Source organism: Streptomyces camelliae, assembly GCF_027625935.1.
GTDB lineage: Bacteria > Actinomycetota > Actinomycetes > Streptomycetales > Streptomycetaceae > Streptomyces > Streptomyces camelliae.
The window spans coordinates 6404716-6430585 of the sequence record NZ_CP115300.1; the positions used below are offsets into that span (position 1 = coordinate 6404716).

Consider the following 25870-nt stretch of genomic DNA (forward strand, 5'->3'; position numbering starts at 1 on the left):
ATGGACCGTCAGTTAACTGCCGGATGGCTGGGAGTCACCGATGCCCTGTCCAGCGCTGCCCGACGGGTTCGACCTCACCGACCCCGACCTGCTCCACCACCGCGTGCCCCTGCCGGAGTTCGCCGAGCTGCGCCGCGCCGAGCCGGTCCGCTGGATCCCGCAGCCGCAGGGCATCGCGGGCTTCGCCGACACCGGCTACTGGGCCGTGACCCGGCACGCGGACGTCAAGTACGTCTCCACGCACCCCGAACTCTTCTCCTCCACCCTCAACACCGCGATCATCCGCTTCAACGAGCACATCCAGCGCGACGCGATCGACGCCCAGCGCCTCATCCTGCTCAACATGGATCCCCCGGAACATACGCGCGTCCGGCAGATCGTGCAGCGGGGCTTCACGCCACGTTCCATCCGCGCCCTGGAGGACCGGCTCCGGGCCCGTGCCGCGGCCATCGTCGCGGCCGCGCGCGACCGCTCCGGGCCCTTCGACTTCGTCACCGAGGTCGCCTGCGAACTGCCCCTTCAGGCCATCGCCGAGCTGATCGGGGTCCCGCAGGAGGACCGGTCCAAGATCTTCGACTGGTCCAACAAGATGATCGCCTACGACGACCCCGAGTACGCCATCACGGAGGAGGTCGGCGCCGAGTCGGCCGCCGAGATCATCGCCTACGCCATGAACATGGCCGCCGAGCGCAAGCAGTGCCCGGCCCGCGACATCGTGACGACCCTGGTGGCGGCGGAGGACGAAGGCAACCTGAACTCCGACGAGTTCGGCTTCTTCGTGCTGATGCTGGCGGTCGCGGGCAATGAGACGACCCGGAACGCGATCACGCACGGCATGCACGCGTTCCTGACCCACCCCGAGCAGTGGGAGTTGTTCCGGCGGGAGCGGCCGGGGACGACGGCCGAGGAGATAGTGCGCTGGGCGACCCCGGTCAACGCCTTCCAGCGGACGGCCACCCAGGACACCGAGCTGGGCGGGGTGCGGATAGCGAAGGGCGACCGGGTCGGGCTCTTCTACGCCTCCGCCAACCACGACCCGGAGGTCTTCACCGATCCCGACGCCTTCGACATCACCCGCGACCCCAACCCGCATCTCGGCTTCGGCGGGGGCGGCCCCCACTTCTGCCTCGGCAAGTCCCTCGCCGTCCTGGAGATCGACCTGATCTTCAACGCCGTCGCCGACGCCATGCCCGGCCTGCGGTTGGCCGCCGAACCCCGGCGGCTGCGCTCGGCGTGGATCAACGGCGTGAAGGAACTCCGGGTCACCACCTCCTGAGTGGACCGGTCACCACCTCCTGAGTGGGCCGGTCACCACCTCCTGAGTGGGCCGGTCACTCCTTCCCCGACGCCACCAGCGCCAGCACGGCCGAGACCGCCGCCGCGAGCGCCAGCGGGATGCCGAGGCCGTGGTGGAGGACCAGCCACGCGCCCAGACAGGCACCGGCGAGCATGGCGAGCACCGCGGCCGTACGGCGTGGCTCGCGGCGGCTGGTGGCGTCGCCGAAGCGGGACTCCGAGGCCAGGCCGGTCAGGGTCATGGTCAGGACGGTGGTCGTCAGATCGGGGATGCGCAGCTTGCGGACCGTGGCGTTGCGCAGGCCCATCGCATAGCCGGTCAGGGCGATCAGGGCGTAGACCGTGCCGGTGGCGTGCGGCCACGCGAAGGCGACCACGGCCGACACGGCCACCAGGACCGCCTCCGCCGCGAGAGTGAGACGGGCCCAGGCGCGGCGCGAGCCTCCGCTGTAGCGGGCCGCCAGCCGGCCGCCGGTCACCGCGCCCAGCAGGAAGCAGCCCAGCGAGGTGGCGGTGTGCGGGACGGAGAAGCCGGGCGCACCGGCCGCCGCGAAGCCCAGGACGACGACATTGCCGGTCATGTTCGCGGTGAACACCCGGCCCAGGCCCAGATAGCTGACGGCGTCGATCAGCCCGCTCACCACCGTCAGGGCCAGCAGCACGATCACCAGCCGCAGCCCGCGCATCTCCGGATCCGGTGCCGGTGTCCCCGCTTGCGATGCCGTGGTCATGGGGACCACTTCACCACGGGTGCGGGATCGGCGTCCCGTACATACGCGCGCACCCCCGCCGAGCGAAGGGCGAGGGTGCGGAAGCGTGATGGGGGCGCCGTGGCGCGGAGGGTGCGGCTCAGTACCAGCCGTTCGCCTGCCAGAAGTTCCAGGCCTTGACCGGGCTGCCGTAGCGGGAGTTCATGTAGTCCAGGCCCCACTTGATCTGGGTGGCCGGGTTGGTCTTCCAGTCGGAGCCGGCGGACGACATCTTCGAGGCAGGCAGGGCCTGGACCAGGCCGTAGGCGCCGGAGGAGCTGTTGGTGGCGGAGGGGTTCCAGCCACTCTCATGCGAGACGATCTTGCTGAACGCGTTGAACTGCGCGGCGTCCGGGATCATCTTGTGCGCGATCGCCTGGGCGGAGGAGGCGGAGGCCTGCGTGGCGGCCTGGGCGGGCGCCGCGGTCAGGGCCAGACCGGCGGTGGCGGCGGCCACGGCGGCGGTGGTGAGGGCCTTCTTCGGGGAAGCGATGCGACGGATGAAAGAGACGGACACAGAGAACCTCTTGCGTTGGGGACACGGGCTCGCCCGTATGCCTGGACACCGTTCGTGCGATGGCCGCATACGTCGGCGCCCTGGCCCGGGTGGGCTCGTGGCGCCTGGCGACGTCGTCCAGAGAAGCAGGCCTGAAAGCCGTCCGCAATGACCCCTTTTACTAGTTGTGGCCGGATCCGCGGGGAACTTCGGCTCTGTGACCTGGCTCTCAATGCGCAGGTCGGAAGGGGTGCACTGATGGATGTATCGGACATATGACCCTACGGCCCCGGCTCGTAGGTGACCTGCGTCATGTGGGGTGCTTCACCGCCCCGGTGCCGCTCCGTGAGGTGTCGTATCCGTCGAGTGAGGGTTCCCGGGCGTCGAATGTGACCGCGGTCTCGAAGGCGGCCCGCCGGGTGGCCCGGCGCAGCGCGCGCAGCACCGCCGGGCCGAGGAAGAGGGTCAGCACCACCGTGCAGCCGGCCCGGCCCAGGTCCCAGCCGAGCGAGGTGGCCAGGCAGTACGCGAGGAAACGGGCCAGGTTGGCGGGGACGGAGGCGTGGGCGTCGAAGGAGATGTCCGAGGCGGCGGCGGAGAGGAAGGGCCAGCCGGCGAGGTTCATGACGGTGCCGTAGGCGAGGGAGGCGAGAAAGCCGTAGCCGGCGAGCAGCAGCAGCTCGCCCCTGCCCCGCAGCCGCACCGGCCCCGGCAGCAGCCCGGCCCCCATCGTGAACCAGCCCATCGACAGCATCTGGAACGGCAGCCACGGCCCGACCCCGCCGGTGAGCAGGGCGGACGCGAACATCGTGACGGAGCCGAGCGTGAAGCCGAAGCCCGGCCCGAGAACCCGCCCGCTGAGCACCATCAGGAAGAACATCGGCTCGATCCCGGCCGTCCCCGCGCCGATCGGCCGCAGCGCCGCCCCGGTCGCGGCCAGCACGCCCAGCATGGCCACGGCCTTCGGCCCCAGGTCCGACTCCGAGATCGTCGCCGCCACGACCGCGACCAGCAGGACGAGCAGGCCCGCGAAGAGCCAGGGCGCGTCCTGGGCGTGGGCGCTCAGCCGCGAGGTGGGCGGAGCGAGGAAGGGCCAGCCGAAGGCGACGACGCCGACCGCGCTGACCAGGGCGAGGGCGGCGAGGGAACGGGGGCCGAGGGCGATGGCGTGCAGACGGGCTTTCGGCCGGGGCTCCCTCATACGAGGGCCTCGCGCACTTCGGCCACGGTGAGCCACTGCTGGGGGGCGAGGATCTTCGTCACCTGCGGGGCGAAGGACGGCGAGGAGACGACGATCTGTGCCGTCGGCCCGTCGGCGATGACCTCCCCCTCGGCGAGCAGCACCACCCGGTCCGCGATCTCGGCCGCCAGCTCCACGTCATGCGTGGCCAGCACGATCGCGTGCCCCTCGGCGGCGAGCCCGCGCAGCACGCTCACCAGGCGGGCCTTGGCCGCGTAGTCCAGACCGCGGGTCGGTTCGTCGAGCAGGAGGAGAGGCGGGCGGGCGGTGAGGACGACGGCCAGGGCGAGCGCCAGGCACTGCCCCTCGGAGAGATCGCGCGGATGGGTGTCGTCGGTGATGCCCGGCAGGAGCGTGGAGACGAGGGTCCGGCAGGTACCGGGCTCGGCGCGGGCGTCCCGGTCGGCCGCCGCGCACTCCTCGGCGACCGTGTCGGCGTAGAGCAGGTCCCGCGGTTCCTGGGGGACCAGGCCCACCCGGCGTACGAGGTCGGGGGGCGCGGTGCGGTGGGGTGTGACCCCGCCGACGGTGACGCTGCCGGTGGTGGGGGGCAGCAGGCCGACGAGGGAGCCGAGCAGGGTGGACTTTCCGGCGCCGTTGCGGCCCATGAGGGCGAGGGTTTCGCCGGGGGTGAGGGTGAGGTCTATGTGGCGCAGGGCGGTTATGTGGTCTCGGCGGAGGGAGAGGGAGCGGATGTCGGCGATGTGCGGCTGCGGGGGTTCCGGGGTGAGGGCGGTCCGGCGACGGAAACGGCGCCCTGTGCCGGTGCCGGCCGGGGGTTGGGTCGCTTGCCCGCGCTTGCGGGGTGCCTCCCCCACGCTCGACTGCGCTCGCGCGGGGGGACCCCCACCGCCCACCCGTGCCGCCCCAGCGGCACGACTGCCCGCAGCTACGGCGGGATGGCTGTCCGCGGCTGCGGCGGGTTCGTTGCCCGCAGCTGCGGTGGGTTCGCTGTCCGCGGCTGCGGCAGCAAGTCGCTCTCGCAGGTCACCTGCCCTGCGGCGGGCGTCTCTCACTGTCAGGGGAAGCGGGGACCAGCCGGCCAGGCGGCCCAGGTCCACCACCGGGGGGAAGACGGGGGAGACGGCCATCACCTCCGGCGGGGTGCCGACGACCGGCGGTTCGCCCGGGGCCGGGAGGAGTACGACCCGGTCGGCGTAGTGAAGGACACGCTCAAGGCGGTGTTCGGCCATCAGGATCGTCGTGCCGAGGTCGTGGACCAGGCGCTGGAGGACCGCCAGGACCTCCTCGGCCGCGGCCGGGTCCAGGGCTGAGGTCGGTTCGTCCAGGACCAGGACCTGGGGGTGCGGCGTGAGGACCGAGCCGATCGCGACGCGCTGGCGCTGGCCGCCGGAGAGAGTGGCGATGGGACGGTTGCGCAGGCCCGCCAGGCCCAGCAGGTCCAGGGTCTCCTCGACCCGGCGCCGCATCACCGCCGGGGCCAGGCCCAACGACTCCATGCCGTAGGCGAGTTCGTCCTCGACCGTGTCCGTGACGAAATGGGTGAGCGGGTCCTGGCCCACCGTGCCGACCACGTCGGCGAGTTCGCGCGGCTTGTGGGTACGGGTGTCACGGCCGGCGACCGTGACGCGCCCGCGCAGAGTGCCGCCGGTGAAGTGCGGTACCAGTCCGCTCACCGCGCCCAGCACCGTCGACTTGCCGACCCCGGACGGGCCGACGAGCAGCGCGAGTTCGCCCTCCGGCACCTCGAAGCCGACGCCCCGGACGCTGGGTTCGGCCGCGCCCTCGTACGTCACGCTGACATCCTCGAAGCGGATCACGACGGCTCCTTGGGGTCCTTGGGTACGACGAAGGCGGGCAGGAGGGAGAGAAGGATCGCCGCCGCCGGCCAGAGGGGCAGGGTCGGTGCGACCAGGGGAACGACTCCCGGGTGCAGGGACTGCGGATCGCGGGCCGAGGCGAGCGTGAGCAGCGCGGCGACGGCGGCACCGGACCCGGCCACCAGCCAGGCCCGAGCGTCCCACGGGTCGGGACGGTACCGGGTGCGCAGGGAGCGCCGGCCGCCCAGCCTCAGGCCCGCGAGCGCGGCGGCGACCCCGGCGAGCAGCACCGGCACCCCGTACGTGCCGCCCTCCGCGGTGAGCAGCCCGTACGTTCCGGCGCACACGCCCAGCAGGCCGCCGAGGGTGAGCGCGGCCGTCGTACGGCGGACCCGGGCGGGGACTTCGGCGCTGCGGCCGTAACCCCGGGCCTCCATCGCGGCGGCGAGCGCGACCGAGCGTTCCAGCGCGCCCTCCAGGACCGGCAGCCCGACCTGGAGCAGACCGCGCAGCCCCCGGTCCGGGCGCCCGCGCAGCCGGCGGGCGGCGCGCAGCCGCTGGACGTCGGCGACGAGATGCGGCGCGAAGGTGAGGGCGACGACGACGGCCACGCCGGTCTCGTACAGCGCGCCGGGGAGGGCCTTGAGCAGCCGGTGGGGACTGGCGAGGGCGTTCGCCGCGCCGACGCAGATCAGCAGGGTGGCGAGCTTCAGGCCGTCGTACGCGGCGAAGAGCAAGGCTTCGGCCGTGACCTTCCCGCCCAGCCGGATGCCCTGCGCCCAGTGGGGGAGCGGGACTTCGGGGAGGGTGAGCAGGGTGTGGGTGCCGGGGATGGGGGAGCCCAGCACCACCGCGAAGAGGAGGCGGATGAGGAGGACACCGAGGGCGAGTTTCACGAACGCCGGGTAGGAGCGGGCGGCGGGGGTGGGGGAGCGGTGCGTCGCTACGACGTACGCCGACGCGGAGATGAGGAGGCTGAGGAGGAGGGGGTTGGTGGTGCGGGTGGCGGCGGTACCGAGGGAGAGGGCCCAGAGCCACCAGGCGCCGGGGTGCAGGGTGTTCCGGTACCGGGTGGGGGTCGGTTCGCCGGCCGGCGTTCGCGGGGTGCGCGGTGTTGCCGCTGGACGGCGGGTTGGGTCGCTTGCCGGCGCTGGCCGGGTGCCGCCTGCGCCCACCCGTGCCGCCCCAAGCGGCACGACTGCCCGCAGGCTGCGGCAGCTGCTGCTAGGCATTCCGGCGCCGCCGTGCCTGCCACACCGCCGCCCCCGCCAGCAAGGCCACCACCCCCGCGCCGATCGGCAACCCCAGCGAAGGCCCGCTGCCCGAGCCACCGTTCTTTTCCTTCGCGGGGCTTGCCTTCAGCGTGCCCGAGACCTGGTCTCCGCACCCCTTTCCTGGATACTCCGCGATGGCGCACAGCAGGGCGTTGGTGTCGTAGCGCAGGGGCGGGGCGACGGCGGCCAGGGCGTCGGCCGTCGTCGCGTCGGCGGGGACGCGGGCGCAGGCCGTTCGGCCCGCCGGCGGGGTCTCGCCGGAGGGGGCGTCCGCCGGGGTGCCGAAGTCGAGGACGAGCGCCACCCGTTTCGTCCCCGCCTTGGCCGGCGTGGACGCGCAGATCGTGGCGAAGTCCGCCGTGCCGCGGGGCCGGCTCGCGTCGGCCGAGTCCGCGCTGACCGCGAAACGGAAGCCCTGGACCGTACCGTCGTCGGGGCGGACGATCGACGGCCCCTGCGTCGCGTATGTCCAGTGGCCGTCGGTGCGCTCCCAGAAGGACCAGTAGCGGTAGCCCGCGGCGTGTGCCGGGGCCACCGTGCCCACCAGCACGGCGAGCGCGGCCGACAGCAGACCCGCGGCCCGGCGGACGGCCGTCACAGCTGCGACTTCTTCCGACCGCTCAGCAGGAAGCCGATGCCGATGCCCGCGACGAGGCAGACACCGACGAACCACCACACGCCGAACGCCGAACCGCCGTCGGACTTCCCGGACTTCTTGGTCTCGTGCCCGGCGGAGGGCATGCTCGGGGCCGGGCCCAGCTGGTTGAGGGACCGGACCAGGCTGGTGCCGCCGAAGTCACCCGGCTGCGCGCCGACCGCGTGCGCGGCCAGGATCAGCTGGGCGTAGGCGGCCGGGCCGCTCTGCTCGGCCCAGCGAGTGGCGTTGTGCTCCAGCCAGGTGTACGTCTGCAGCGCCTGCCCGACGCGCCCGTCGGCGGCGAGCGCGACGACCGTGTCCGCCGTGTTGCCGTAGTCCGGCTGGTCCATGGTGCCGGGCAGCGTGGACGTCAGGTGACCCCTCCGCGCGACGACCGACGCGAGGTTCGCGCCCGCGTTGTCCGCGATCTGCGCCGGGGTGAGGTGCTTGGCGGTGACGCACGCGCTGGTGGCGGGCGCCTTGCCGGCCGTCGTCACGAACCCCTTGCCGAGCGCACCCAGCACGCCCGCCGCCCCGGCGTCCGCGTTGGCGTACAGCGTGCCCTTCTTGTCCGGCTGGTAGGCGAGGCCACCGCCGCCGACCTGGCCGCAGGGGACGGACATGGCGGCCAGCAGGTCGTACGGGGACCTGCCCGCCTGGTGGACGTCCGCCGGGTCCGTGCCGACGGCGGCCAGCGCGCCGATGACGACCGAGGTGGAGTTGGTGTCGCTGGCCCCGCCCGGGGAGTAGCCCCAGCCGCCGTCCTTGTTCTGCACGGACTTCAGCCAGTCCACGGCCTTGCCGACCGCGGCCCCGTGCCCGCCGACCGCCTTCAGCGCCTGTACGGCGGCGGCCGTGCTGTTGGTGTCCACCATGACCTTGCTGTCGCAGGCCCGGTCCGGGGCGGCACGGAACGCGGCGAAGGCGCCGTTCGCGCACTGCTGGCCGGCGAGCCAGTCCACGGCCTTCGCGGCGGGCTCGTAGCCGGCCGTGCGCTGGGCGATCAGCGTCAGCGACTGGCGCCACACACCGTCGTAGGTCGGGTCGGAGGTGCCGTAGAGCCCGGACGGGAGCGCGACCTTGGGCGACGGGGACGGCCCGGCGGCCGTGGCGGGCGCGGCGGCGGCCAGCACGCCTACGGCGGCGAGAGCCGCGGCGCTGCGGCGGACGTTCATGGTCGGCGACTGCCTCTCCTGCGGGGAGCCGGGCAGCGCGCGGGGACCCCCGGGCGGCTCGGCTCCGTAGACCTCGACGGTGCCGTGCGCGGCGGGCCGCCGACGCACGTGAGCCGGTCAACGTCCCGTCCGGGGCAGTCCGGCTCACCACCTTTCAGGTGGTTCACGGTTGCGGGTCAGCGCCGGAATTGCACCGGCTTCCCCCTGTACGGGTGTGATGACGACCCCGCCACCTTACCGGCAGCCTTCCGAGAGCTGAGGGGCGGCTGTGGGCATACCTCAGGCAGCCCCGAGCGCCCGGTCGCAGGCCGCCGCGTCCTCGCCCTCCGCCACCCAGTACGACCGCCCGTCGGCCGATTCCGCGAAGCGGATCGCGGCGGCCCGCTCCCGCCAGGGCACCGCGTCGACCACCGTCCCGCACGCCATCGCCAGTGCCACCTCCGCCAGGTCCACCCCGGTCGCCCGCTCCACCAGCCAGGGGATCAGATCACCCGGCAGATACGGCGCGACCCCGGTGACCCGGGGCCCCCGCCCGGTGAGCCGCAGTCCCACGTGCGCGACGGTGTGGGTGAGGCCCAGGGCCCGTACCGCCCGTTCGACGGTCTGGCGCAGGAAGCGGTTGTGCAGCAACCCGTCGTGGGCGTGGACGGAATGCCGTACCGGCAGGCCGCCGGGCGCCCCGGGCGTCGTACGGGTGAGCGCGGCGATGCGGACCTCGTCGTCCAGGACGACGGTCTCGGCGGAGACCAGCGGGCCGTCGGGATCGCCGGACTCGTCCGGGATCACCCCGTGCCGGGCCAGCCGGTCCCGTGCCGCCACGGGGTCCGCGCAGGCCGCCGCCGTCTCGTACGACAGGCCCGGCAGGCCGAGATACCCGGTGATCCGCGCGGCGGTGCGCAGATGCTTCCTGGTCCAGGTCAGCACGCCCGCGACGGGCTGCCGGTCGGCGTACCGCACGATCGTCTCCGCCGTCCGCGCCTCCCGCTCCGGGTCGGCCGTGAGGTGGCCGGACAGGAAGGGGCGCGCCCAGTCGGGTACGGCGGTGTCGACCAGGATCACCGGCCGGATCCCGGCGATCCGCTCCAGCGGGACCTCGTACGCGGCGGGGCCGGCCCCGAGCACAAGGACGGGCTGCTGCATCGGCGCATCACCTTCGCTGGTCAGGCGGTCGGGACGGCGGAACACCCCGGGTGCCGCTCCCCCATAGGCGGCACCCGGGGTGGGTCGAAAGCTTGCTCTCTGTGTCGTGATCCTCACCCACCGCTCCGTCAACTGTCAACTATTCCTGCCTTCTTGGGCAGGGAGGGTTGTCAGCTCTGGTCGGCGCACGGACGACCGGGTAGCCTCGCCTCTCGTCCAGTCGCCCAGTCACCGAACGGACGACACACGCTCATGGGGGGACCTCGGTGAGTGACGCCTACACCTCGCTGGCCGAAATCCTGGCCAGACTGGGGGAGTTGACCGGTCGCTCGGGCCGGCTGCCGGAGGCCCTCGACGTGGCCGACCTCTCCCATCGCACCGGCATCCCCGTCGGCGTCGTCGTGGAACTGCTCGGCGGCGGGCGGGCGCCCGAGACCTGTCTGTCCGGACGGGTGCGCCAGCGACTGGACTTCATCCGCGAGACGCGGCGCCGGCCCGACGGCAAGCGGTACTCGCTGGACGAGCTGGCCAGGATCGCCGGCACCAGCAGGCAGTGGCTGAGCGAGTGGCGCAAGAGCGGGATGCCGGGCCTGGAGCACACCGACCGGCTGCGCCGGTTCTTCGGGCTGCCGGCCGGCTTCTTCACGGCCGACGAACCGGAGGCCCTGCACGAGGCGTTGCAGCCGGTGCTCCAGGCACTGGAGGCCGAGGCGGACCCGCTGCTGCGGCTGCGCGAGAGCGGGCTGGTGCGGCTCGCCGCGCGGGCCCCGCAGATGAACGCCCGCCAGCTGGCCACCCTCGCCGACCTGGCCGAGATGATCATCTCCTCGGAGCGGGCGGGGGACGCTGCCCGGTGAAGTCCTCCAGGTCGCCCAAGCGCTTCCTCGACCGGCTGGTGCGCGACACCGCCCGCACCCTCACCGGGCCGACCGGGGCCGAGGCCTTCCTGCACGCGCTGTGCGCCACGCTCAGCCCCCAGCTGGACCGCCCCGTCCGGCTGAAGTTCGTCACCTTCCCGCCCGGCCTGGACGTCTCCGGGGTCACGCTGGCGATGGACGAGCAGTACATCGTCGTGGTCGAGAACCGCGCCCCCGACCCGCACAAGTTCGTCATCGCCGGGCACGAGATCGGCCACATCCACTACGGCACCCTCGACGTGCACCACCCGGCCGGGCCGCCGGCCGCCGCGCGCCGGCTGCTCTCCCGGTACGCCACCATGACCGACTGCTCCATGAACGACTGCTCCGGGGGCGCCTGTTCCGGGGGTGCCCGTTCCGGGAGCGGTTGCTCCGGGGGCGAGGAGATCCCCTGGGGCCAGGTGGTCGCCATGGCCACCCGGTCCCCGGCCGCCACCGCTGCCGCCGCCGCGGCCGAGTGGGAGGCCGAGGAGTGCGGGCTGCGGCTCGCCGCGAAGTTCTCCAAGGTCGTCGGGCCCGGCGCGGCCGCCGGCCGGACCACCCAGGACACCCTCACCGGCCGCCTGTCGTCCTCCCTGGGCAACATCGGCGGACCCTGATGCGCTGGGACATCTCCGGCACCTTCGCCGCGTACGCGGTCCCGGGTGCCCTGCTCGCCGTGGCGTTCGTGATCAAGCTTCCGCTGCTGCGCCGCGCCTGGCAGGACCCCATCCTGCGGGCCACCGCGCTGCTGCTCGGCATCGGCGCGATCGTCTTCGCCTCGCTCCCGCCGGCCAACCTGCACCGCCTCAACCAGTTCACCGGCATCCCCAACTTCGCGGGCGTGTGGGTGTATTCGCTGCTCACCGCGTACTGCGGCGCCTGCCTGTGGCTCATCATCACCTGGCGCGAACCCCCGTCCCCGGTCCGCCGCCGGCGCACCCGGCTGGTGTGGATGGCGTACACGGCCATCATCGCGGGCCTGTGGACGACGTTCCTGCTCGGCGACCATCACGTGGAGCGGCTGCGCGACCTCGACACCTACTACGCCAACACGCCCTGGATGCGCGAGTTCGGGATGCTGTACCTGGTCGCGCACATGGTGTCCGCGCTGGTCGCGGCCGGCATGCTGTGGGCCTGGTACAAGGAGGTCGAGGACACCTGGCTGCGCCGGGCCGTGATCTTCCTGCAGGTCGCCTACGCCCTCGGGTTCGTCTTCGACGTCGCCAAGATCGCCGCGATCGGTGCCCGGTGGAGCGGGCGTGACTGGGACTGGCTGTCGACGTACGTCGCCCCGCCGTTCGCCATGGCCGAGGCGCTCCTGGTCGCCACGGGGTTCATCGCCGGGCAGGCCGGTCCGGTGGCCGAGGAGCGCCGGCGTCTCGTGCGCACCCACCGCCGGCTGCGGCCGCTGTGGCAGACCATGCTGACGGTCACCGCCCCGGCGGCCCCCGCGACCGGCCGGGTCAGCGGCGCCGCCCTCCGCCTCGAACTGCGCCGCGCCGCCATCAACGACGGCCTCCTCAAACTGGCCCCCCACCTCAGCGCGGTGCGCCGCGAACGGGTCCGTACGGCGGCCGCGGCGGCGGGCCACCCGGATGCCGAGGCGCGGGGCATCGCCGGGGCGGTGGACATCCTGATCGCGGCCGACCTGCTGCACCTCCCGGCAGCGGAAGCCGAACCTCCCACCGGGGAGGGGCAGTCGGGGCACCACGCGCCCGCGTCCGGTCTCTCCGACAGCGAACTGGAGTCCATCGCACACGCGTTGCGGTTCCACGCGCCGGTCATCGACAGGTTCCGCCGGCAGGCGGCCGCCATGGAAGGTCTCACCGCACATGCCTGACACAGCCGCTGACATACGCACCGCCCGCCGCAGAGCGGTCGTCATCGGCGGCAGTACGGCCGGCATGCTCGCCGCGTCCGTGCTCGCCACCCGCTTCCACGAGGTGACCGTCGTGGAGGCCGACCGGCTGCCCGCGGGCCCCGAACCCCGCAAGGGCCTGCCCCAGGCCCGCCACGCCCATCTGCTGTGGTCGGGCGGGGTGGCCGCGATGGAGGAGCTGCTGCCGGGCCTCACCGAGGAGCTGACCGGTCAGGGCGCCGGACTCGTCGGGGTGATGAGCGACCTGGTCAGCAAGGCGCCCTCCGGGCAGTGGTTCCGGCGATTCACCGACTCCCGGCACCACCTGATCGTGTGCAGCCGGGACCTGCTGGACGCGGTGATCCGCGCGAACGTCCTCGCCCGGCCCGGTATCACCCTGCTCGACGGCACCCGGGCGGCGGGCCTGGCCGGCGGGCGCGACCGGGTGACCGGCGTGCGCGTGGACGGCAGGGACACCCCGCTGGACGCCGACCTCGTGATCGACGCGAGCGGGCGCGGCTCGCAGGCCGACAAGTGGTTGCGCGCACTGGGTCACGCCCCGGTCCAGGAACGCGTGGTCGACGCGGGCGTCGCCTACGCCAGCCGCCTCTACGCGGCCCCCGACGGCACCCTCGGCCGCCGCTACCCGGTGGTCAACGTCCAGGCCGACCCGCGCGAGGCACCCGGGCGCGGCGGGGTCGTCGTACCGATCGAGGGCGACCGCTGGCTGGTCACGCTCTCCGGCACCCGGGGCGGGCAGCCGACCGCCGACCCCGACGCGTTCGAGCACTTCGCGCTCACCGGCCTGACCGACCCGGTCATCGGCCGGCTCCTCGCGCAGGCGAAGCCGCTGACCGACCCGGTGACCACCCGCAGCACCGCCAACCGCCGCCGCTACTACGAGAACGCCCGGTCCTGGCCGGAGGGCTTCGCGGTCATCGGGGACGCTGTCGCCGGCTACAACCCGGTCTACGGCCACGGTCTGACCGTCGCCGCCCAGAGCGCGATCGTCCTCGGCCGGGTCCTCGACCGCCACGGCCCCACCGCCCCCGGCACCGCCCGCCGTATCCAGCGCGCGGTCGCCCGCCCGGTGGGCAACGCCTGGAACCTCGCCGTCGGCCAGGACGCCTCCTACCCCGGCGCCACGCCCGAGCCGCCCACCCTCGTGGAGCGGATGCTCAGCCGCTACGTCGACCAGGCCGTGGCCGCGGGCTCGGAGAACCCGCGCGCCCTGCGCGGCCTGCTGGACGTGATGAGCCTGAAGACCCCGGCGGCCCGGCTGTTCGCCCCCGACATGCTCTGGAACATCGCCCTCGGCCCGCGCAAAGGCCCGCTGTCCGGCCCGCCGCTGAGCGAGGAGGAACGCCGGGCCGCCGGTCTCAACTAGCTTTCCCCGCCTGGGGAGTGGGCCCGCCGAAGGGCAGCCGCAGCACCCGGTGGGCCAGCAGCCACCCGCCGTCGTCGGCCCGGCGGAAGGAGTCCTCGTACTGCCCCACCTGCACGGGCGGCCCGGCGGGCACGATGCCGCCGCCGTACCCGTCGACGCGGTAGGTCGCGAAGTACGAGACAGCGGTGGCCGTGTCCGGGCCGGTCACGGTGACGAGGACGTTGGACATGAACCGGCGCGAGAGCCGGTCGGCGGGCCGGGAGCCGAAGTACTCCCGCAGCGCCTCCCGCCCCTGCGCCCGCCTCCCGTCGCCACCCGGCGGCGGCCACTCCCAGACCCCGTCCTCGGTGAACAGCCCGGCCACGGCGGCCGGTTCACCAAGGTCGAGCCGGTGGACGAAGTCGATGATCAGCCGCTCGCAGGCGCGCTCGGCCAGAAGCCGCTCCAAGGGATCCATGAGGCTGTCTAACAGGCGTACGGACGGAAGCGCGAGCGAATAAGCAGCGAACGAGCGAGGGTCTACACCGCCACGTACGCCACCGGCTCGCTCCCCGCCACCGGCTCCGCCCGCCCCTGCTTCACCAGCCGCCGCAGATGTGCCTCGGCCTCGGAGACGGCGATGTTCCGGGAGCCGTACGGGATCTGCTCCCACGGCCGGTTCCACTCCATCCGCTCGGCCAGCTGCCAGGGCGTGAGCGGCTCGGCGAGGAGGCGCAGCAGACCGCGGAGCCGTTCCTCGTGGTGGGCCAGCAACGCCCGCACCCGGCCCGGCGCGTCGGTGAAGGCGTGCTGGTGGGCGGGGAGCACCTCGGCGGGGGTGAGCCGGCCGATCCGCTCCAGCGAGTCGAGGTAGTCACCGAGGGGGTCGGTGACTGTCGTGTCGTCGGGGTCCTCGTACAGGCCGATGTGCGGGGTGATCTCGGGGAGCAGGTGATCTCCGCTGAACAGGCGGCCCGCTCCGGGCAGTTGAGCGGGATGCTCCTCGTCCAGGTGGAGACACACATGGCCGGGCGTGTGCCCCGGGGTCCAGACGGCGCGCAGCCGGCGGCCGGGCAGGTCGAGGAGTTCGCCGGGCACGATGTCCCGGTCGGGGAGGGCCGGGGACAGGCCGGGCAGGGTCCGCGGGCGTGGGGCGCGCAGGGGAGCCACATGGCCGTCGGGCGCTCCGGCCGCCGTCAGCTTGGCCGCCATGTACGAGAACCACCGCTCGGGGCGTGTCTCACGCGTCCTGCGGACGATCGCCGCGTCGGCCGCGTGCAGCGCCACCCAGGCGCCGGAGGCCTCGCGCACCCGCGCCGACAGCCCGTGGTGGTCCGGGTGGTGATGCGTGACGACGACGCCGTACACCTCGGTCACCGCCGTACCGCACGCCACGAGCCCCGCCGTGAGGGTGTCCCAGGAGCCGGGATCGTCCCACCCGGCGTCGATGAGCACGGGACCCCGGTCGGTCTCCACCACGTAGACCAGAGTGTGCCCCAGGGGATTGTCCGGGATGGGCACCCGAACGGACCGTACGCCCCCGCCGTGCTCGAACGTCGTCGCCATCTCTCCTCCACCCCACGGCCATTGCCCACTATAACGAGAACTGGTATCAGTTCCTGACACAGCGTCAGAAAGTTACGCGCGGCGGGAGGCGGCCGGCCATGACGGAGCTCGTGGAACACGGACAGCTGTTCATCGGCGGGGAGTTGACCGACCCCGCGGGCAAGGACGTCATCGAGGTGATCTCGCCGCACACCGAGGAGGTCATCGGCCGGGTGCCGCACGCCTCCCGGGAGGACGTCGACCGGGCGGTGGCCGTGGCCCGCCGCGCCTTCGACGAAGGGCCCTGGCCGCGGGCCACACTGGAGGAGCGGATCGAGGTCGTCACCCGCATCAAGGACGGCATCGCCGCCCGGCACGAGGAGATCGCCCGGGTGATCTCCTCGGAGAACGGCTCCCCGTACTCCTGGAGCGTCCTCGCCCAGGCGCTCGGCGCGATGATGGTGTGGGACGCGGCGATCAGGGTGGCGCGGGACTACACGTACGAGGAGCGCCGGGACGGTGTGCTCGGCCCGATCCTCGTCCGGCGCGAACCGGTCGGCGTCGTCGCGGCCGTGGTGCCGTGGAACGTCCCCCAGTTCGTGGCCGCCGCCAAGCTCGCGCCCGCGCTGCTGGCCGGCTGCACGGTCGTACTGAAGCCGTCCCCGGAGTCCCCGCTGGACGCGTATCTGCTGGGCGAGATCGCGCAGCAGGCCGGGCTGCCGCAGGGCGTGCTGTCGATCCTCCCCGCAGACCGTGAGGTCAGCGAGTACCTGGTCGGGCACCCCGGCATCGACAAGGTCGCCTTCACCGGCTCGGTGGCGGCAGGCAAGCGCGTGATGGAGGTCGCCGCCCGCCATCTCACCCGGGTCACACTGGAGCTGGGCGGAAAATCGGCGGCGGTCGTTCTCCCGGACTCGGATGTGCAGGCGGCGGTGTCCGGGATCGTCCCGGCGGCCTGGATGAACAACGGTCAGGCGTGCGTCGCCCAGACCCGCATCCTCGTCCCGCGCGCCCGCTACGACGAGTACGCCGATGCCTTCGCCGCCGCCGCGAGCGCGCTGAAGGTCGGCGACCCGCTGGACCCGGCCACCCAGGTCGGCCCGCTGGTCGCCCGCCGCCAGCAGCAGCGCAACCTCGACTACATCCGCATCGGCCAGGAGGAAGGCGCCAAGATCCTCACCGGCGGCGGCCGGCCGGCGGGCCTGGAGCGCGGCTGGTACGTCGAGCCGACGCTCTTCGGCGACGTCCACAACGCCATGCGCATCGCCCGCGAGGAGATCTTCGGCCCGGTGATCTGCCTGCTCCCCTACGGCGACGAGGAGGAGGCGGTGAAGATCGCCAACGACTCGGACTACGGCCTGTCCGGCAGCGTGTGGACGGCGGACGTGGCGCACGGCATCGAGGTGGCACGGCGGGTCCGCACCGGCACCTACTCGGTCAACACCTTCAGCCTCGACATGCTCGGCCCGTTCGGCGGCTACAAGAACTCCGGTCTGGGGCGGGAGTTCGGCCCGGAGGGGTACGGCGCGTACCTGGAGCACAAGATGATCCACCTGCCGGCGGGGGCGTGAACATGGGCGACCGCTGGCACGTCGAGGTCGACCGGTCGGTGTGCATCGGCTCCGCCCAGTGCCTCCACCACGCCCCCGACGCCTTCCGCCTCGACTCCGCCCGCCAGTCCCACCCGGTGGAGGCGGACACGGACGCGAGCGAGCCGATTCTGGAGGCGGCGGAGGGGTGTCCGGTGGAGGCGATTCTGATCACGCTGGTGGGGAGTGGGGAGGGAGTGTTTCCGCCGGAGGAGTGACGGCCGGTCCCCGCCAGATCCGCTCCAGCCTGGCGAACTCGGCGGCGTACGCGCCCTCCGGGAGCGCCGCCCGGAGGTGGGGGAGGTCGGTGGGGCGGAGCAGGGCGAAGGCCTCGGCGGGCAGGGCGGCGAGGAGGCGGGCCGCGTTTCCGGCCAGCCAGTCGTCCAGGCCGAGGTCGGCGGCCAGGCGGAGGAGGTCGATGACGGCGGACGGATGCCGGGCGGCGGCCATCGTGAGGTCGAGGCCCGCGAGGACATCGTCGAAGAGGGGCGTGGCGGCCTTTCCCCGCCCCACGACGAGCAGCCAGGTACCGCTGCTCCGGCCGACCTTGGTCAGCCGGAGCAGGCGGTCCAGGGGGTCGTTGTCCTTGTCGCCGTGCTCGATGCGGTAGATGGTGTCCTGGAGGGAGGCGAGTTCCACGGCCAGCATCCCGCCGCCCCTGCCCACGACGGAGTGGATGAAGTCCAGCAACGCCCTCTGGGCCGCTGCGGTGACGAATCCCCCGTCGCCGAGGGACTCGTCGAGGCGAAGCACCAGGTGGAGGAGCGCGTCGTCGGACAAGATGTCGGCGTCGTGCCTCAACTGGCAGACCACGGCTTCCAGGTAGCGGATTCGTTCGTGGTCGGTCAGATGCTCCAGGTGACGCAGACACCTGAGGTACAGGTCGGGCAGTGCCAGGGTGTCGTACCGGTCCCGGCTGAGCAGGGCCACGAGGGACTGCGCCGCCGAGCGGACGGAGCCGCCCGCGTCCAGCAGGTGTGACCGGAGCGTGCCGGACATCTGGTGCAGGAGCGGGTGTACGGCGTGCAGCAGGAGTTCGGCGTCGCTGTCGCCGACGAACATCACCCGCCTTTCCGTACCCGAGAGGCCGGACGGGGCGACGTCTTCCGGCAACATGAGCGACGAGCCCAACTGTCCGCCGAAGGCGCCCAGTTGCCAGTTCAGCTCGTGATGGAGGAGCGGCGCCTGGCGGGTACTGATCCGCAGGTCCGGCTTGCCGTCCCGCTCGCAGCGCTCCGGGTGCAGTGCGGAGGACAGCAGATCCCAGGACTCGGACGACAGCTGCGACTGCCACAGCAAGACCTGCCGCCGCCAGCCGTCGACCAGGTCGCCGGTCCCCACGAACGCCGACGCGTACACCTCGCCCGCCGCGAGCACCGTGATCAGCAGCAGATTCACCTCGTACACCGCGTTCCGGTACGTCCTGGTGACCGTTGTCGGCGCGTGCCCCGGATCGGTGCGGTGGGGGTTGCCCCACTCCGTCTGCCGGAACCGGGCGGCCAGCAGGCCGGGCAGCCTTTCCCGGGCCTCGCCGTCCGGCCAGGCAGCGAGCATGTCGCCCAGGTTCCGTGGGAGTTGGTCCCGGTCGGTGAGCGGGGTGAAGGACAAGAGCGCGTACAGCTCACCGTCGTCCTGGCTCCCGGACTCCGCCAGGCGGCGCAACGCCCCGTCGATCAGCCGGGCCGCCAGGTGCTCGCCGAACGTCGCGTGCAGGAACTCGTAGCTGCGCAGGCGCTGGTCGGTCACCACGGCCTGCGCCTCATGGACGAAGAAGAAACGGCCGAAGAGCGGCTCGGCACCGAGGGGCTCCCGCCCGGGTGACTCGGGGGCCAGCGCGCGCAGGTCACCGTCCGCCTGCTCGCCGGTGATGGCCTGGGCCCCACGGTGGAGCATCCCGAGAGCGATCACCGACAGGCGGTGCAGCTCACGGTCGACCGCCGCCGTCTGCTCGGTCGCGGGCAGCGGGCCGTCCTTGACGACCTGGCGGCGAACGAACTCCGTGAACAGCCGCTCGTACAACTGGGTACGGCTGAGCCGCTCGTTGTCGAGAGGAAGGCCCAGGCCGTTGCCGACCGCGGCGTCGTACAGCGCGAGCATGAGCAGCAGCAGGGGCTGGGCAGCGAGGTCCAGGTGGGGCAGGAGGGACGCGTAGGTCAGCGGGGTCAGGTCGTGCTCGGCGAAGTAGCGCCGGTTCGTGGTGTTCCAGGTCTCCAGCCAGCGCCCGATCTCCTCCGCGCCGAACGGCTCCAGCCGGAGCACCTGGCTGTGCGGCGGGATCTCCGCGCGGTCCGCGACCACGGTGCGGCTCGTCACCAGCACGATCAGCGGACGGCCTTGCTCCGCCTCGCGCTTCTGGAACTGTTCCACCTCCCGCAGATAGCTCCACTGCCGGGCGGAGTCGAGGAGTTGGGCGCCCGCCTGGAGCAGTTCGTCGAAGCCGTCCAGCAGGAGCACCGGGATCGTCCCGGTGACGGCTTCGGACCAGTCGGGCCAGCTGACCGCCCGACCCGTCTGCTGCTTGAGCGCGTGCTCCAGCTGCGTCTGCAGGTCCGCCTCCGCCGGCGTGTGCCGCAGCTCCACCCGCAGCGGGCGGAATTCGGCGGTCGGCAGCCGGGCGGCGAGCAGCTTGGTGAGCAGTGACTTCCCGGCGCCGGGGTGGCCGAGCACGACGAGGGGGGAGCGCAGGGCGGAGACGTTGAGGAGGTACGCGGCGAGGAACCGCTCGATCGTCTCGTAGGTGGGCTGATCCTCCCACCACTTGTCCGAGGCGACCCTGTCCTCAGCTCCGGATCCGAGGTACGGCCCGGCCAGCCGGAAGCGGGGATTGACGTATCCCTCGGCCAGGCTCGGCAGCTGTGGGCCGCGCCGATCGAGTTCGGCGATCGGGTCGTTCAACCGGGCGTGGCCCGCCACGGCAGGGCTGGTCCGGCCCGCGAACTCGGTCAGGAGTGCCCCCAGCCCGGCCAGCCCGGTCCCGGCGCCGTCCTCCGTACCGCTGACGGCTTTGTCGGGCTGGCCGACCGCCAGCGCGAACTCGGGGCAGGCCGTGGCAAGCCGGGTGGCCAGCTTCAGGTAGTGATCGATGAGCTGCTGCTGTATGTGCTCAGGCATCGTCTTGCGGATGCGCGCCAGCAGGAACGCGTCGGTCGGTGCGTCCGGTCCGGCGCCTGCGGGGTTCGGGGCCGCCCTGTTGACCAGGTCTCCGACCAGCTGCGTCACCCCTTCCCGGCCCAGCTGCTGTGGTCCGCACCGCACCAGCGCCACCGTCACCAGCGCGGTCCGGGCGGCCTGGAGAAGAGCGCCGCGCCGAAGGCCGTGCGCGGCCCGCACTCGCTCGGGGAAGCCGTCCAGCAGGATGAGGACGGTATGGTGCGAGTCCGTTGCCCCGGCGTCCAGCGGGCCCAACAGCCTGTCAGCGGCGTCGGCCAGACCCGGTCGGCCGTCGGCCAGCAGGCGTACCGCGTCGTCGATCCCCATGCGCACGCAGTCGGAAATGCCAAGGGGTTTCAGGGAGGCCGTCGTTGGTGGCGGACCCTCTGCAGGCGCACGGCGGTGTTGCCCCCGCCCGCTCTCGACGGCCCCCTCCAACTCCCCATACCGGCCTCGCCACCACGCCACATCCAGCCGAAGCCCCCCGGGCAGCGGCTCCCGGGACCGGTGGCGTTCGGCGCACAGCAGCACGATCCGCTGGACCACATCCCATTCCGGGGCCTTGCGCCGATTCCCGTTGAGCAGCGCCGAGACCGAACCGGCACTGAGGTCGAGTGCCGCGGCGATGTCCACCTGCGGCACCCCGCACGCCCGCACCAGACGCCCCAGCGCGGCACAGAACTCCCCGACCGGACCCGGCACTGCTGCGGCCAACTCCCCCACTCCTTCGGCGCCGTTCGGTGTACGACTCCGAAGCGTACGGAGTGACCTGCGCCTTTCGCCGGGAGTTCGGCGGGATTCGCGGTTCGGCTCGCTCGGTGTTCCCGGGGGCGATCGTCGTCGTGCAAGCCGTCAGCCGTACGCCCCCGGAGGGAACGCCATGCCCGTCCAGCCGCCCCTGCTCCTCGCCGCCCTCGTCTTCCTCGCGGTCTACGTCGGCGTCGTCCTGCCCGCCGTATGGTCGAGCAAGCCCGCCCGCAGGACCGCGGCGCTCAAGGTGCTCGGTCAGCTGCTCGGTGCCCTGCGGCACTGGAAGCAGCGGTGATCAGGAATGTCCGCCCGGCTCCGTCAGATCGATCAGCCGGCACACCGTCTCGATGTCGATCTTGACCTGGGCGATGGAGGCGCGGCCCGAGAGCCAGGTGATGAGGGCCGAGTGCCAGGTGTGCTCGATGACGCGGACCGCCGAGAGCTGCTCGGGGGTGGGGTTCTCCAGGCCCATCGCGTCCAGGATGATCACCGTCGTCTGGCGGGAGACCTGGTCGACCTCGGGGGAGACGCTGCGGTCGGCGAACGTGAGCGCGCGGACCATCGCGTCGGCCAGGTGCGGCTCGCGCTGCAGCGCGCGGAAGGCCCGCATCAGCGTCTCCGCCACCCGCTCGGCCGCCGTGTCGCCCACCGGGGGCTTCTTGCGCAGCGTGCCGTGCATGTGCTCCAGCTGGTCCTGCATGGTGGCGACCAGCAGATGCACCTTGGACGGGAAGTAGCGGTAGAGGGTGCCGAGGGCGACCTGGGAGGACTCGGCCACCTCGCGCATCTGCACCGCGTCGAAACCGCCCCGGCTGGCCAGCTGGGCGCTCGCGTGCAGGATCCGGCGGCGGCGGGCCTCCTGCCGCTCGGTGAGGGGCGGCGGTGGGGGTCCCCCCGCTCGAGCGAAGCCGAGAGTGGGGGACGGCCTCGACGTACTGGCTTCCGCAGGCATGGGTCCCGTTCCGTGACAGTCGGTGAGGGCGTCTGTAGGGCACGTGATCAAACAGCATGACAGGGCGGTCCGCCGTGGCGTGAATCACCTGATCCACTGCTCACAGCACCCCTACCTGCCGGTAGATTCAGAGCCTCTTGAACGATCAAGTCTGAAACTTGTTCTAGATTAGCGTCCCGGCGTAGTCTCGCGGGACAGCGCAGGCAGAAGGGGGCACGGAGTGACCGCTGAGGCCCGGAACGCGGGTGCCCGGAAGGACCCCGCGGCCGACGGCGAGCGACCGCTCGACATCGCGCTCCTCACCTATAAAGGGAACCCGTTCTGCGGCGGGCAGGGTGTCTACGTACGGCACCTCTCGCGCGAGCTGGCCCGGCTCGGGCACCGCGTCGAGGTGATCGGCTCGCAGCCGTACCCCGTCCTCGACGAGGGGTATCCCGGCCTCACCCTCACCGAGCTGCCCAGCCTCGACCTGTACCGCCAGCCCGACCCCTTCCGCACCCCGGGGCGGGGCGAGTACCGGGACTGGATCGACGGTCTCGAAGTCGCGACCATGTGGACCGGCGGGTTTCCCGAGCCGCTGACCTTCTCCCTGCGCGCCCGCCGCCATCTGCGCGCCCGGCGCGGTGAGTTCGACGTCGTCCACGACAACCAGACGCTCGGGTACGGCCTGTTGGGCGACATCGGCGCCCCCCTGGTCACCACCATCCACCACCCCATCACCGTCGACCGGCAGCTGGAGCTGGACGCGGCCGAGACCCGGCAGCGGCGCTACTCGGTCCGCCGCTGGTACGCCTTCACGCGGATGCAGAAGCGCGTCGCCCGCCGGCTGCCCTCGGTCCTCACCGTCTCCGGCACCTCCCGGCAGGAGATCGTGGACCACCTCGGCGTCCGCGACGACCGCATCCACGTGATCCACATCGGCGCCGACACCGACCTGTTCTCGCCGAATCCGGCCGTGCCCGAGGTGCCGGGCCGGATCGTCACCACCTCCAGCGCCGACGTGCCGCTGAAGGGCCTGGTCTTCCTCGTGGAGGCGCTGGCCAAGGTGCGCACCGAGCACCCGGCCGCCCATCTCGTCGTCGTCGGCAAGCGCCCCGAGGAGGGGCCGGTGGCCCAGGCCATCGAGCGGTACGGCCTCGCCGGCGCCGTCGAGTTCGTCAAGGGCATCTCCGACGCCGAACTCGTCGACCTGATCCGGTCCGCCGAGGTCGCCTGCGTGCCCTCGCTGTACGAGGGCTTCTCGCTGCCCGCCGCCGAGGCCATGGCCACCGGCACCCCGCTGGTCGCCACGACCGGCGGCGCCATCCCCGAGGTCGCCGGCCGCGACGGCGAGACCTGCCTGGCCGTCACCCCCGGGGACGCGGGCGCGCTCGCCGCCGGGCTCGTACGACTGCTCGGCGACCCGGAGCTGCGCGTGCGGCTCGGCCGGGCCGGCCGGGAGCGGGTGCTCGCCCGCTTCACCTGGGCGCGGGCCGCCGAGGGCACCGTCGCCCGCTACCGCGAGGCCGTCGCCCGCACCGGCGGCCTCCGTACCCGGCCGCACCCCGAGCCGTACCCCATGCCGCACCCTGAGCCGCACACCGAGCCGTACCCCATGCCGCACCCCGAGGGCCGCCCCGCGGCCGCGGCAACAGGCGTCTACACCGAAAGCAGGGCCACGTGCTGACCGTCGACTTCTCCCGGTTCCCGCTCGCCCCCGGCGACCGTGTCCTGGATCTCGGCTGCGGGGCCGGCCGGCACGCCTTCGAGTGTTACCGGCGCGGCGCCCAGGTCGTGGCCCTGGACCAGAACGGCGAGGAGATCCGCGAGGTCGCCAAGTGGTTCGCCGCGATGAAGGAGGCCGGGGAGGCGCCCGAGGGCGCCACCGCCACGGCCATGGAGGGCGACGCCCTGGCCCTCCCCTTCCCGGACGAGTCCTTCGACGTCGTCATCATCTCCGAGGTGATGGAGCACATCCCCGACGACAAGGGCGTGCTGGCGGAGATGGTGCGGGTGCTCAGGCCCGGCGGCCGGATCGCCATCACCGTGCCCCGCTACGGCCCCGAGAAGGTCTGCTGGGCGCTGTCCGACGCCTACCACGAGGTCGAGGGCGGCCACATCCGCATCTACAAGGCCGACGAACTGACGGCGAAGGTCCGTGAGGCCGGTCTCAAGCCGTACGGCAGCCATCACGCGCACGCGCTGCACTCGCCGTACTGGTGGCTGAAGTGCGCGTTCGGCGTCGACAACGACAAGGCGCTGCCGGTGCGGGCGTACCACAAGCTGCTGGTCTGGGACATCATGAAGAAGCCGCTCGCCACCCGGGTCGCCGAGCAGGCGCTGAACCCGGTCATCGGCAAGAGCTTCGTCCTCTACGCGACCAAGCCCCACCTGCCCCGGGTGGACGCCCGGTGACCACTCCCCGGACAGAACACCTCGTCCTGCCCGGGGTCCTCACCGCCGGGCAGGCCGCCGCGACCGTCCGCGGCATCCTCGCCGTACAGCGGGAGGACGGCGCGATCCCGTGGTTCCGCGGGCACCACCTGGACCCCTGGGACCACACCGAGGCCGCGATGGCCCTGGACGCGGCCGGCGAGCACACGGCCGCCGAGCGGGCCTACGACTGGCTCGCCCGGCACCAGAACGAGGACGGCTCCTGGTACGCCGCCTACGCCGACGGCGCCCACGACGACGTCACCGACCGCGCCCGCGAGTCGAACTTCGTCGCCTACATAGCCGTCGGCGTCTGGCACCACTACCTCGCCACCGGCGACGACACGTTCCTGGACCGCATGTGGCCCACCGTGTACGCGGCCGTGGAATGGGTGCTCAGGCTCCAGCAGCCCGGCGGCCAGATCGGCTGGCGGCGCGACGCCGACGGCACGCCCACCGCGGACGCGCTGCTCACCGGCAGTTCCTCGATCCACCACGCGTTGCGCTGCGCCCTCGCGATCGCCGAACAGCGCGAAGAGCCGCAGCCGGACTGGGAGTTGGCGGTCGGCGCACTGCGCCACGCGATCCGCCGCCACCCGGAGCGCTTCCTCGACAAGGACCGCTACTCGATGGACTGGTACTACCCGGTCCTCGGCGGCGCGCTGACCGGCGAGGAGGCCATGGCCCGCATCGCCGAGTCCTGGGACCGCTTCGTGGTGCCCGGCGTCGGCGTACGCTGCGTGGTCCCCAACCCCTGGGTCACCGGCGGCGAGTCCAGCGAACTCGCCCTCGCCCTGTGGGCGGTGGGGGAGTCCGACCGCGCCCTGACGATCCTCCAGTCCATCCAGCACCTGCGCGACCCGGACAGCGGCCTGTACTGGACGGGATACGTCTTCGAGGACGACGCGATCTGGCCGCGCGAGCTGACCACGTGGACGGCGGGCTCCCTGCTGCTCGCGGTGGCCGCTCTCGGGGGTCACGAGGCGACGTGCGCGGTCTTCGGCGGGGAGCGGCTGCCGGCGGGGCTGGACCCGGACTGCTGCGGCTAGCCCACGGCCTTCAGCGCCGGTACAGGCGGCCCGCGACGGCGTGGCCCACGATCAGGTACACGACCGCCGCCAGGCCGTAGTCGCAGACCACCCGCGCCCACTCCTGGTCGAAGGTGAAGATGCCCTGGGACCAGCCCGCCAGCCACGTCGCCGCGTCGTGCACGAACCGGACCACACCGTTGGACCGGTTCGCATGCACCAGGAACAGCAGGATCCACAGGCCGATGATCGCCGCCATGACGTCGGCGACGGTCGCGACGATCCTCCGGACCGGATGTGCGCCGTAGGAGCGATAGCGAGGGGTGACAGGGGTCATACCTACGGATTGCCGCAAAACGGGCAACGAAACCCGGACGATGAAAACCGAGCGGCGAAGCCCGAACGAGGAAACCCGGACGACGAAACCCGAACGAGGAAACCCGGACGACGAAACCCGAACGGTGAGCCCCGGACCGTGTGACCCGAACGGTGAGACCCGGACCGTGTGACCCGAACGGCGTCCCCCGAGTGGC

24 protein-coding genes and 1 riboswitch are annotated in these 25870 nt (G+C 72.7%); of the genes, 11 read left to right on the plus strand and 13 right to left on the minus strand.

All coding sequences use genetic code 11. From position 1 onward, the window contains the following. The first annotated feature begins 40 nt into the window (after nucleotides 1-40). Complete coding sequence (locus tag O1G22_RS29345) at nucleotides 41-1276, plus strand: cytochrome P450 (protein ID WP_270084063.1); 1236 nt, start codon at nucleotides 41-43, stop codon at nucleotides 1274-1276. A 55-nt stretch (nucleotides 1277-1331) separates the two neighbouring features. Here the strand turns inward: O1G22_RS29345 and O1G22_RS29350 are convergent, their stop codons facing one another. The 8 genes from O1G22_RS29350 to O1G22_RS29385 all read right to left on the minus strand — a co-directional run bounded on the left by O1G22_RS29350 (nucleotide 1332) and on the right by O1G22_RS29385 (nucleotide 9788). Next, a complete protein-coding gene (locus tag O1G22_RS29350) occupies nucleotides 1332-2027 on the minus strand; it encodes a YoaK family protein (protein ID WP_270084064.1) in 696 nt (231 codons plus the stop codon). A 118-nt stretch (nucleotides 2028-2145) separates the two neighbouring features. Continuing rightward, complete coding sequence (locus O1G22_RS29355; protein ID WP_270084065.1) at nucleotides 2146-2562, minus strand: aggregation-promoting factor C-terminal-like domain-containing protein; 417 nt, start codon at nucleotides 2560-2562, stop codon at nucleotides 2146-2148. A gap of 289 nt (nucleotides 2563-2851) precedes the next feature. Then, nucleotides 2852-3742: an ECF transporter S component gene (locus O1G22_RS29360; protein ID WP_270084066.1), complete on the minus strand. Its 891-nt coding sequence runs from the start codon at nucleotides 3740-3742 to the stop codon at nucleotides 2852-2854. Continuing rightward, complete coding sequence (locus O1G22_RS29365) at nucleotides 3739-5562, minus strand: ABC transporter ATP-binding protein (protein ID WP_270084067.1); 1824 nt, start codon at nucleotides 5560-5562, stop codon at nucleotides 3739-3741. The genes O1G22_RS29360 and O1G22_RS29365 overlap by 4 nt, the downstream gene beginning before the upstream one ends. Next, on the minus strand, nucleotides 5559-6794 hold the full coding sequence (locus tag O1G22_RS29370) for an energy-coupling factor transporter transmembrane component T (protein WP_428986418.1): 1236 nt from the start codon (nucleotides 6792-6794) through the stop codon (nucleotides 5559-5561). Before O1G22_RS29370 ends, O1G22_RS29365 begins: the two co-directional genes overlap by 4 nt. Then, on the minus strand, nucleotides 6787-7434 hold the full coding sequence (locus O1G22_RS29375; RefSeq protein ID WP_270084068.1) for an SCO2322 family protein: 648 nt from the start codon (nucleotides 7432-7434) through the stop codon (nucleotides 6787-6789). The genes O1G22_RS29370 and O1G22_RS29375 overlap by 8 nt, the downstream gene beginning before the upstream one ends. Continuing rightward, entirely contained in the window at nucleotides 7431-8648 is a 1218-nt protein-coding gene (locus O1G22_RS29380; protein ID WP_270086586.1) for an SCO2321 family membrane protein, read from the minus strand. The genes O1G22_RS29375 and O1G22_RS29380 overlap by 4 nt, the downstream gene beginning before the upstream one ends. A gap of 140 nt (nucleotides 8649-8788) precedes the next feature. Beyond that, nucleotides 8789-8900, minus strand: a riboswitch (cobalamin riboswitch). 27 nt (nucleotides 8901-8927) lie between these two features. Then, complete coding sequence (locus O1G22_RS29385) at nucleotides 8928-9788, minus strand: ATP-grasp domain-containing protein (RefSeq protein WP_270084069.1); 861 nt, start codon at nucleotides 9786-9788, stop codon at nucleotides 8928-8930. A 266-nt stretch (nucleotides 9789-10054) separates the two neighbouring features. On the opposite strand from O1G22_RS29385, the gene O1G22_RS29390 reads away from it, so the two are divergent. Genes O1G22_RS29390 through O1G22_RS29405 form a run of 4 tightly spaced genes read left to right on the plus strand, consistent with a single transcriptional unit; the run spans nucleotide 10055 to nucleotide 13932 of the window. Beyond that, the gene (locus tag O1G22_RS29390; RefSeq protein WP_270084070.1) at nucleotides 10055-10645 is read left to right on the plus strand and encodes a helix-turn-helix domain-containing protein; all 591 of its coding nucleotides are present in this window, start codon (nucleotides 10055-10057) and stop codon (nucleotides 10643-10645) included. Further along, nucleotides 10642-11304, plus strand: a complete 663-nt coding sequence (locus O1G22_RS29395) for a hypothetical protein (protein WP_270084071.1) — start codon at nucleotides 10642-10644, stop codon at nucleotides 11302-11304. The genes O1G22_RS29390 and O1G22_RS29395 overlap by 4 nt, the downstream gene beginning before the upstream one ends. Beyond that, nucleotides 11304-12527 carry an MAB_1171c family putative transporter gene (locus tag O1G22_RS29400; RefSeq protein WP_270084072.1) on the plus strand — a complete coding sequence of 408 codons (1224 nt, stop codon included), beginning with the start codon at nucleotides 11304-11306 and terminating at the stop codon, nucleotides 12525-12527. The genes O1G22_RS29395 and O1G22_RS29400 overlap by 1 nt, the downstream gene beginning before the upstream one ends. After that, the gene (locus O1G22_RS29405) at nucleotides 12520-13932 is read left to right on the plus strand and encodes an FAD-dependent oxidoreductase (protein WP_270084073.1); all 1413 of its coding nucleotides are present in this window, start codon (nucleotides 12520-12522) and stop codon (nucleotides 13930-13932) included. The genes O1G22_RS29400 and O1G22_RS29405 overlap by 8 nt, the downstream gene beginning before the upstream one ends. On the opposite strand, the gene O1G22_RS29410 is transcribed toward O1G22_RS29405, so the two are convergent. Next, nucleotides 13925-14389 (minus strand): nuclear transport factor 2 family protein, encoded by a 465-nt coding sequence (locus tag O1G22_RS29410; RefSeq protein WP_270084074.1) that lies wholly within the window; start codon nucleotides 14387-14389, stop codon nucleotides 13925-13927. The two genes, O1G22_RS29405 and O1G22_RS29410, sit on opposite strands and share 8 nt — an antisense overlap. A gap of 62 nt (nucleotides 14390-14451) precedes the next feature. After that, nucleotides 14452-15477: a Strvi_7410 family MBL fold metallo-hydrolase gene (locus tag O1G22_RS29415; RefSeq protein ID WP_270084075.1), complete on the minus strand. Its 1026-nt coding sequence runs from the start codon at nucleotides 15475-15477 to the stop codon at nucleotides 14452-14454. A gap of 98 nt (nucleotides 15478-15575) precedes the next feature. Here O1G22_RS29415 and O1G22_RS29420 point away from each other — a divergent pair, with 98 nt between their 5' ends. After that, nucleotides 15576-17027, plus strand: coding sequence for an aldehyde dehydrogenase (locus tag O1G22_RS29420; RefSeq protein WP_270084076.1), 1452 nt, complete (start codon nucleotides 15576-15578; stop codon nucleotides 17025-17027). Between the two features lie 2 nt (nucleotides 17028-17029). Next, nucleotides 17030-17263: a ferredoxin gene (locus O1G22_RS29425; protein ID WP_270084077.1), complete on the plus strand. Its 234-nt coding sequence runs from the start codon at nucleotides 17030-17032 to the stop codon at nucleotides 17261-17263. On the opposite strand, the gene O1G22_RS29430 is transcribed toward O1G22_RS29425, so the two are convergent. After that, nucleotides 17217-20909: an NACHT domain-containing protein gene (locus O1G22_RS29430; protein WP_270084078.1), complete on the minus strand. Its 3693-nt coding sequence runs from the start codon at nucleotides 20907-20909 to the stop codon at nucleotides 17217-17219. The two genes, O1G22_RS29425 and O1G22_RS29430, sit on opposite strands and share 47 nt — an antisense overlap. Nucleotides 20910-21075: 166 nt before the next feature. Between O1G22_RS29430 and O1G22_RS29435 the strand changes: the two genes are divergently transcribed. Then, nucleotides 21076-21240, plus strand: coding sequence for a hypothetical protein (locus O1G22_RS29435; RefSeq protein WP_270084079.1), 165 nt, complete (start codon nucleotides 21076-21078; stop codon nucleotides 21238-21240). Here O1G22_RS29435 and O1G22_RS29440 read toward each other — a convergent pair whose 3' ends face one another. After that, nucleotides 21241-21897: a TetR family transcriptional regulator gene (locus O1G22_RS29440; RefSeq protein ID WP_270084080.1), complete on the minus strand. Its 657-nt coding sequence runs from the start codon at nucleotides 21895-21897 to the stop codon at nucleotides 21241-21243. A gap of 220 nt (nucleotides 21898-22117) precedes the next feature. Here O1G22_RS29440 and O1G22_RS29445 point away from each other — a divergent pair, with 220 nt between their 5' ends. Genes O1G22_RS29445 through O1G22_RS29455 form a run of 3 tightly spaced genes read left to right on the plus strand, consistent with a single transcriptional unit; the run spans nucleotide 22118 to nucleotide 25358 of the window. Beyond that, nucleotides 22118-23563, plus strand: a complete 1446-nt coding sequence (locus O1G22_RS29445) for a glycosyltransferase (protein WP_270084081.1) — start codon at nucleotides 22118-22120, stop codon at nucleotides 23561-23563. Next, nucleotides 23557-24291: a class I SAM-dependent methyltransferase gene (locus O1G22_RS29450; RefSeq protein ID WP_270084082.1), complete on the plus strand. Its 735-nt coding sequence runs from the start codon at nucleotides 23557-23559 to the stop codon at nucleotides 24289-24291. The genes O1G22_RS29445 and O1G22_RS29450 overlap by 7 nt, the downstream gene beginning before the upstream one ends. After that, nucleotides 24288-25358 (plus strand): prenyltransferase/squalene oxidase repeat-containing protein, encoded by a 1071-nt coding sequence (locus tag O1G22_RS29455; RefSeq protein WP_225097036.1) that lies wholly within the window; start codon nucleotides 24288-24290, stop codon nucleotides 25356-25358. Before O1G22_RS29450 ends, O1G22_RS29455 begins: the two co-directional genes overlap by 4 nt. A gap of 10 nt (nucleotides 25359-25368) precedes the next feature. Here O1G22_RS29455 and O1G22_RS29460 read toward each other — a convergent pair whose 3' ends face one another. Continuing rightward, nucleotides 25369-25674, minus strand: coding sequence for a hypothetical protein (locus O1G22_RS29460; RefSeq protein WP_270084083.1), 306 nt, complete (start codon nucleotides 25672-25674; stop codon nucleotides 25369-25371). Nucleotides 25675-25870 lie beyond the last annotated feature (196 nt).

Excerpts from the sequence above, each read along its gene's own strand:
- O1G22_RS29345 (WP_270084063.1), top strand. The coding sequence starts at position 41 with ATGCCCTGTCCAGCGCTGCCCGACGGGTTCGACCTCACCGACCCCGAC.
- O1G22_RS29350 (WP_270084064.1), bottom strand. The coding sequence starts at position 2,027 with ATGACCACGGCATCGCAAGCGGGGACACCGGCACCGGATCCGGAGATG.
- O1G22_RS29360 (WP_270084066.1), bottom strand. The coding sequence starts at position 3,742 with ATGAGGGAGCCCCGGCCGAAAGCCCGTCTGCACGCCATCGCCCTCGGC.
- O1G22_RS29370 (WP_428986418.1), bottom strand. The coding sequence starts at position 6,794 with ATGCCTAGCAGCAGCTGCCGCAGCCTGCGGGCAGTCGTGCCGCTTGGG.
- O1G22_RS29380 (WP_270086586.1), bottom strand. The coding sequence starts at position 8,648 with ATGAACGTCCGCCGCAGCGCCGCGGCTCTCGCCGCCGTAGGCGTGCTG.
- O1G22_RS29385 (WP_270084069.1), bottom strand. The coding sequence starts at position 9,788 with ATGCAGCAGCCCGTCCTTGTGCTCGGGGCCGGCCCCGCCGCGTACGAG.
- O1G22_RS29400 (WP_270084072.1), top strand. The coding sequence starts at position 11,304 with ATGCGCTGGGACATCTCCGGCACCTTCGCCGCGTACGCGGTCCCGGGT.
- O1G22_RS29405 (WP_270084073.1), top strand. The coding sequence starts at position 12,520 with ATGCCTGACACAGCCGCTGACATACGCACCGCCCGCCGCAGAGCGGTC.
- O1G22_RS29410 (WP_270084074.1), bottom strand. The coding sequence starts at position 14,389 with ATGGATCCCTTGGAGCGGCTTCTGGCCGAGCGCGCCTGCGAGCGGCTG.
- O1G22_RS29415 (WP_270084075.1), bottom strand. The coding sequence starts at position 15,477 with ATGGCGACGACGTTCGAGCACGGCGGGGGCGTACGGTCCGTTCGGGTG.
- O1G22_RS29420 (WP_270084076.1), top strand. The coding sequence starts at position 15,576 with ATGACGGAGCTCGTGGAACACGGACAGCTGTTCATCGGCGGGGAGTTG.
- O1G22_RS29425 (WP_270084077.1), top strand. The coding sequence starts at position 17,030 with ATGGGCGACCGCTGGCACGTCGAGGTCGACCGGTCGGTGTGCATCGGC.
- O1G22_RS29435 (WP_270084079.1), top strand. The coding sequence starts at position 21,076 with ATGCCCGTCCAGCCGCCCCTGCTCCTCGCCGCCCTCGTCTTCCTCGCG.
- O1G22_RS29440 (WP_270084080.1), bottom strand. The coding sequence starts at position 21,897 with ATGCCTGCGGAAGCCAGTACGTCGAGGCCGTCCCCCACTCTCGGCTTC.
- O1G22_RS29460 (WP_270084083.1), bottom strand. The coding sequence starts at position 25,674 with ATGACCCCTGTCACCCCTCGCTATCGCTCCTACGGCGCACATCCGGTC.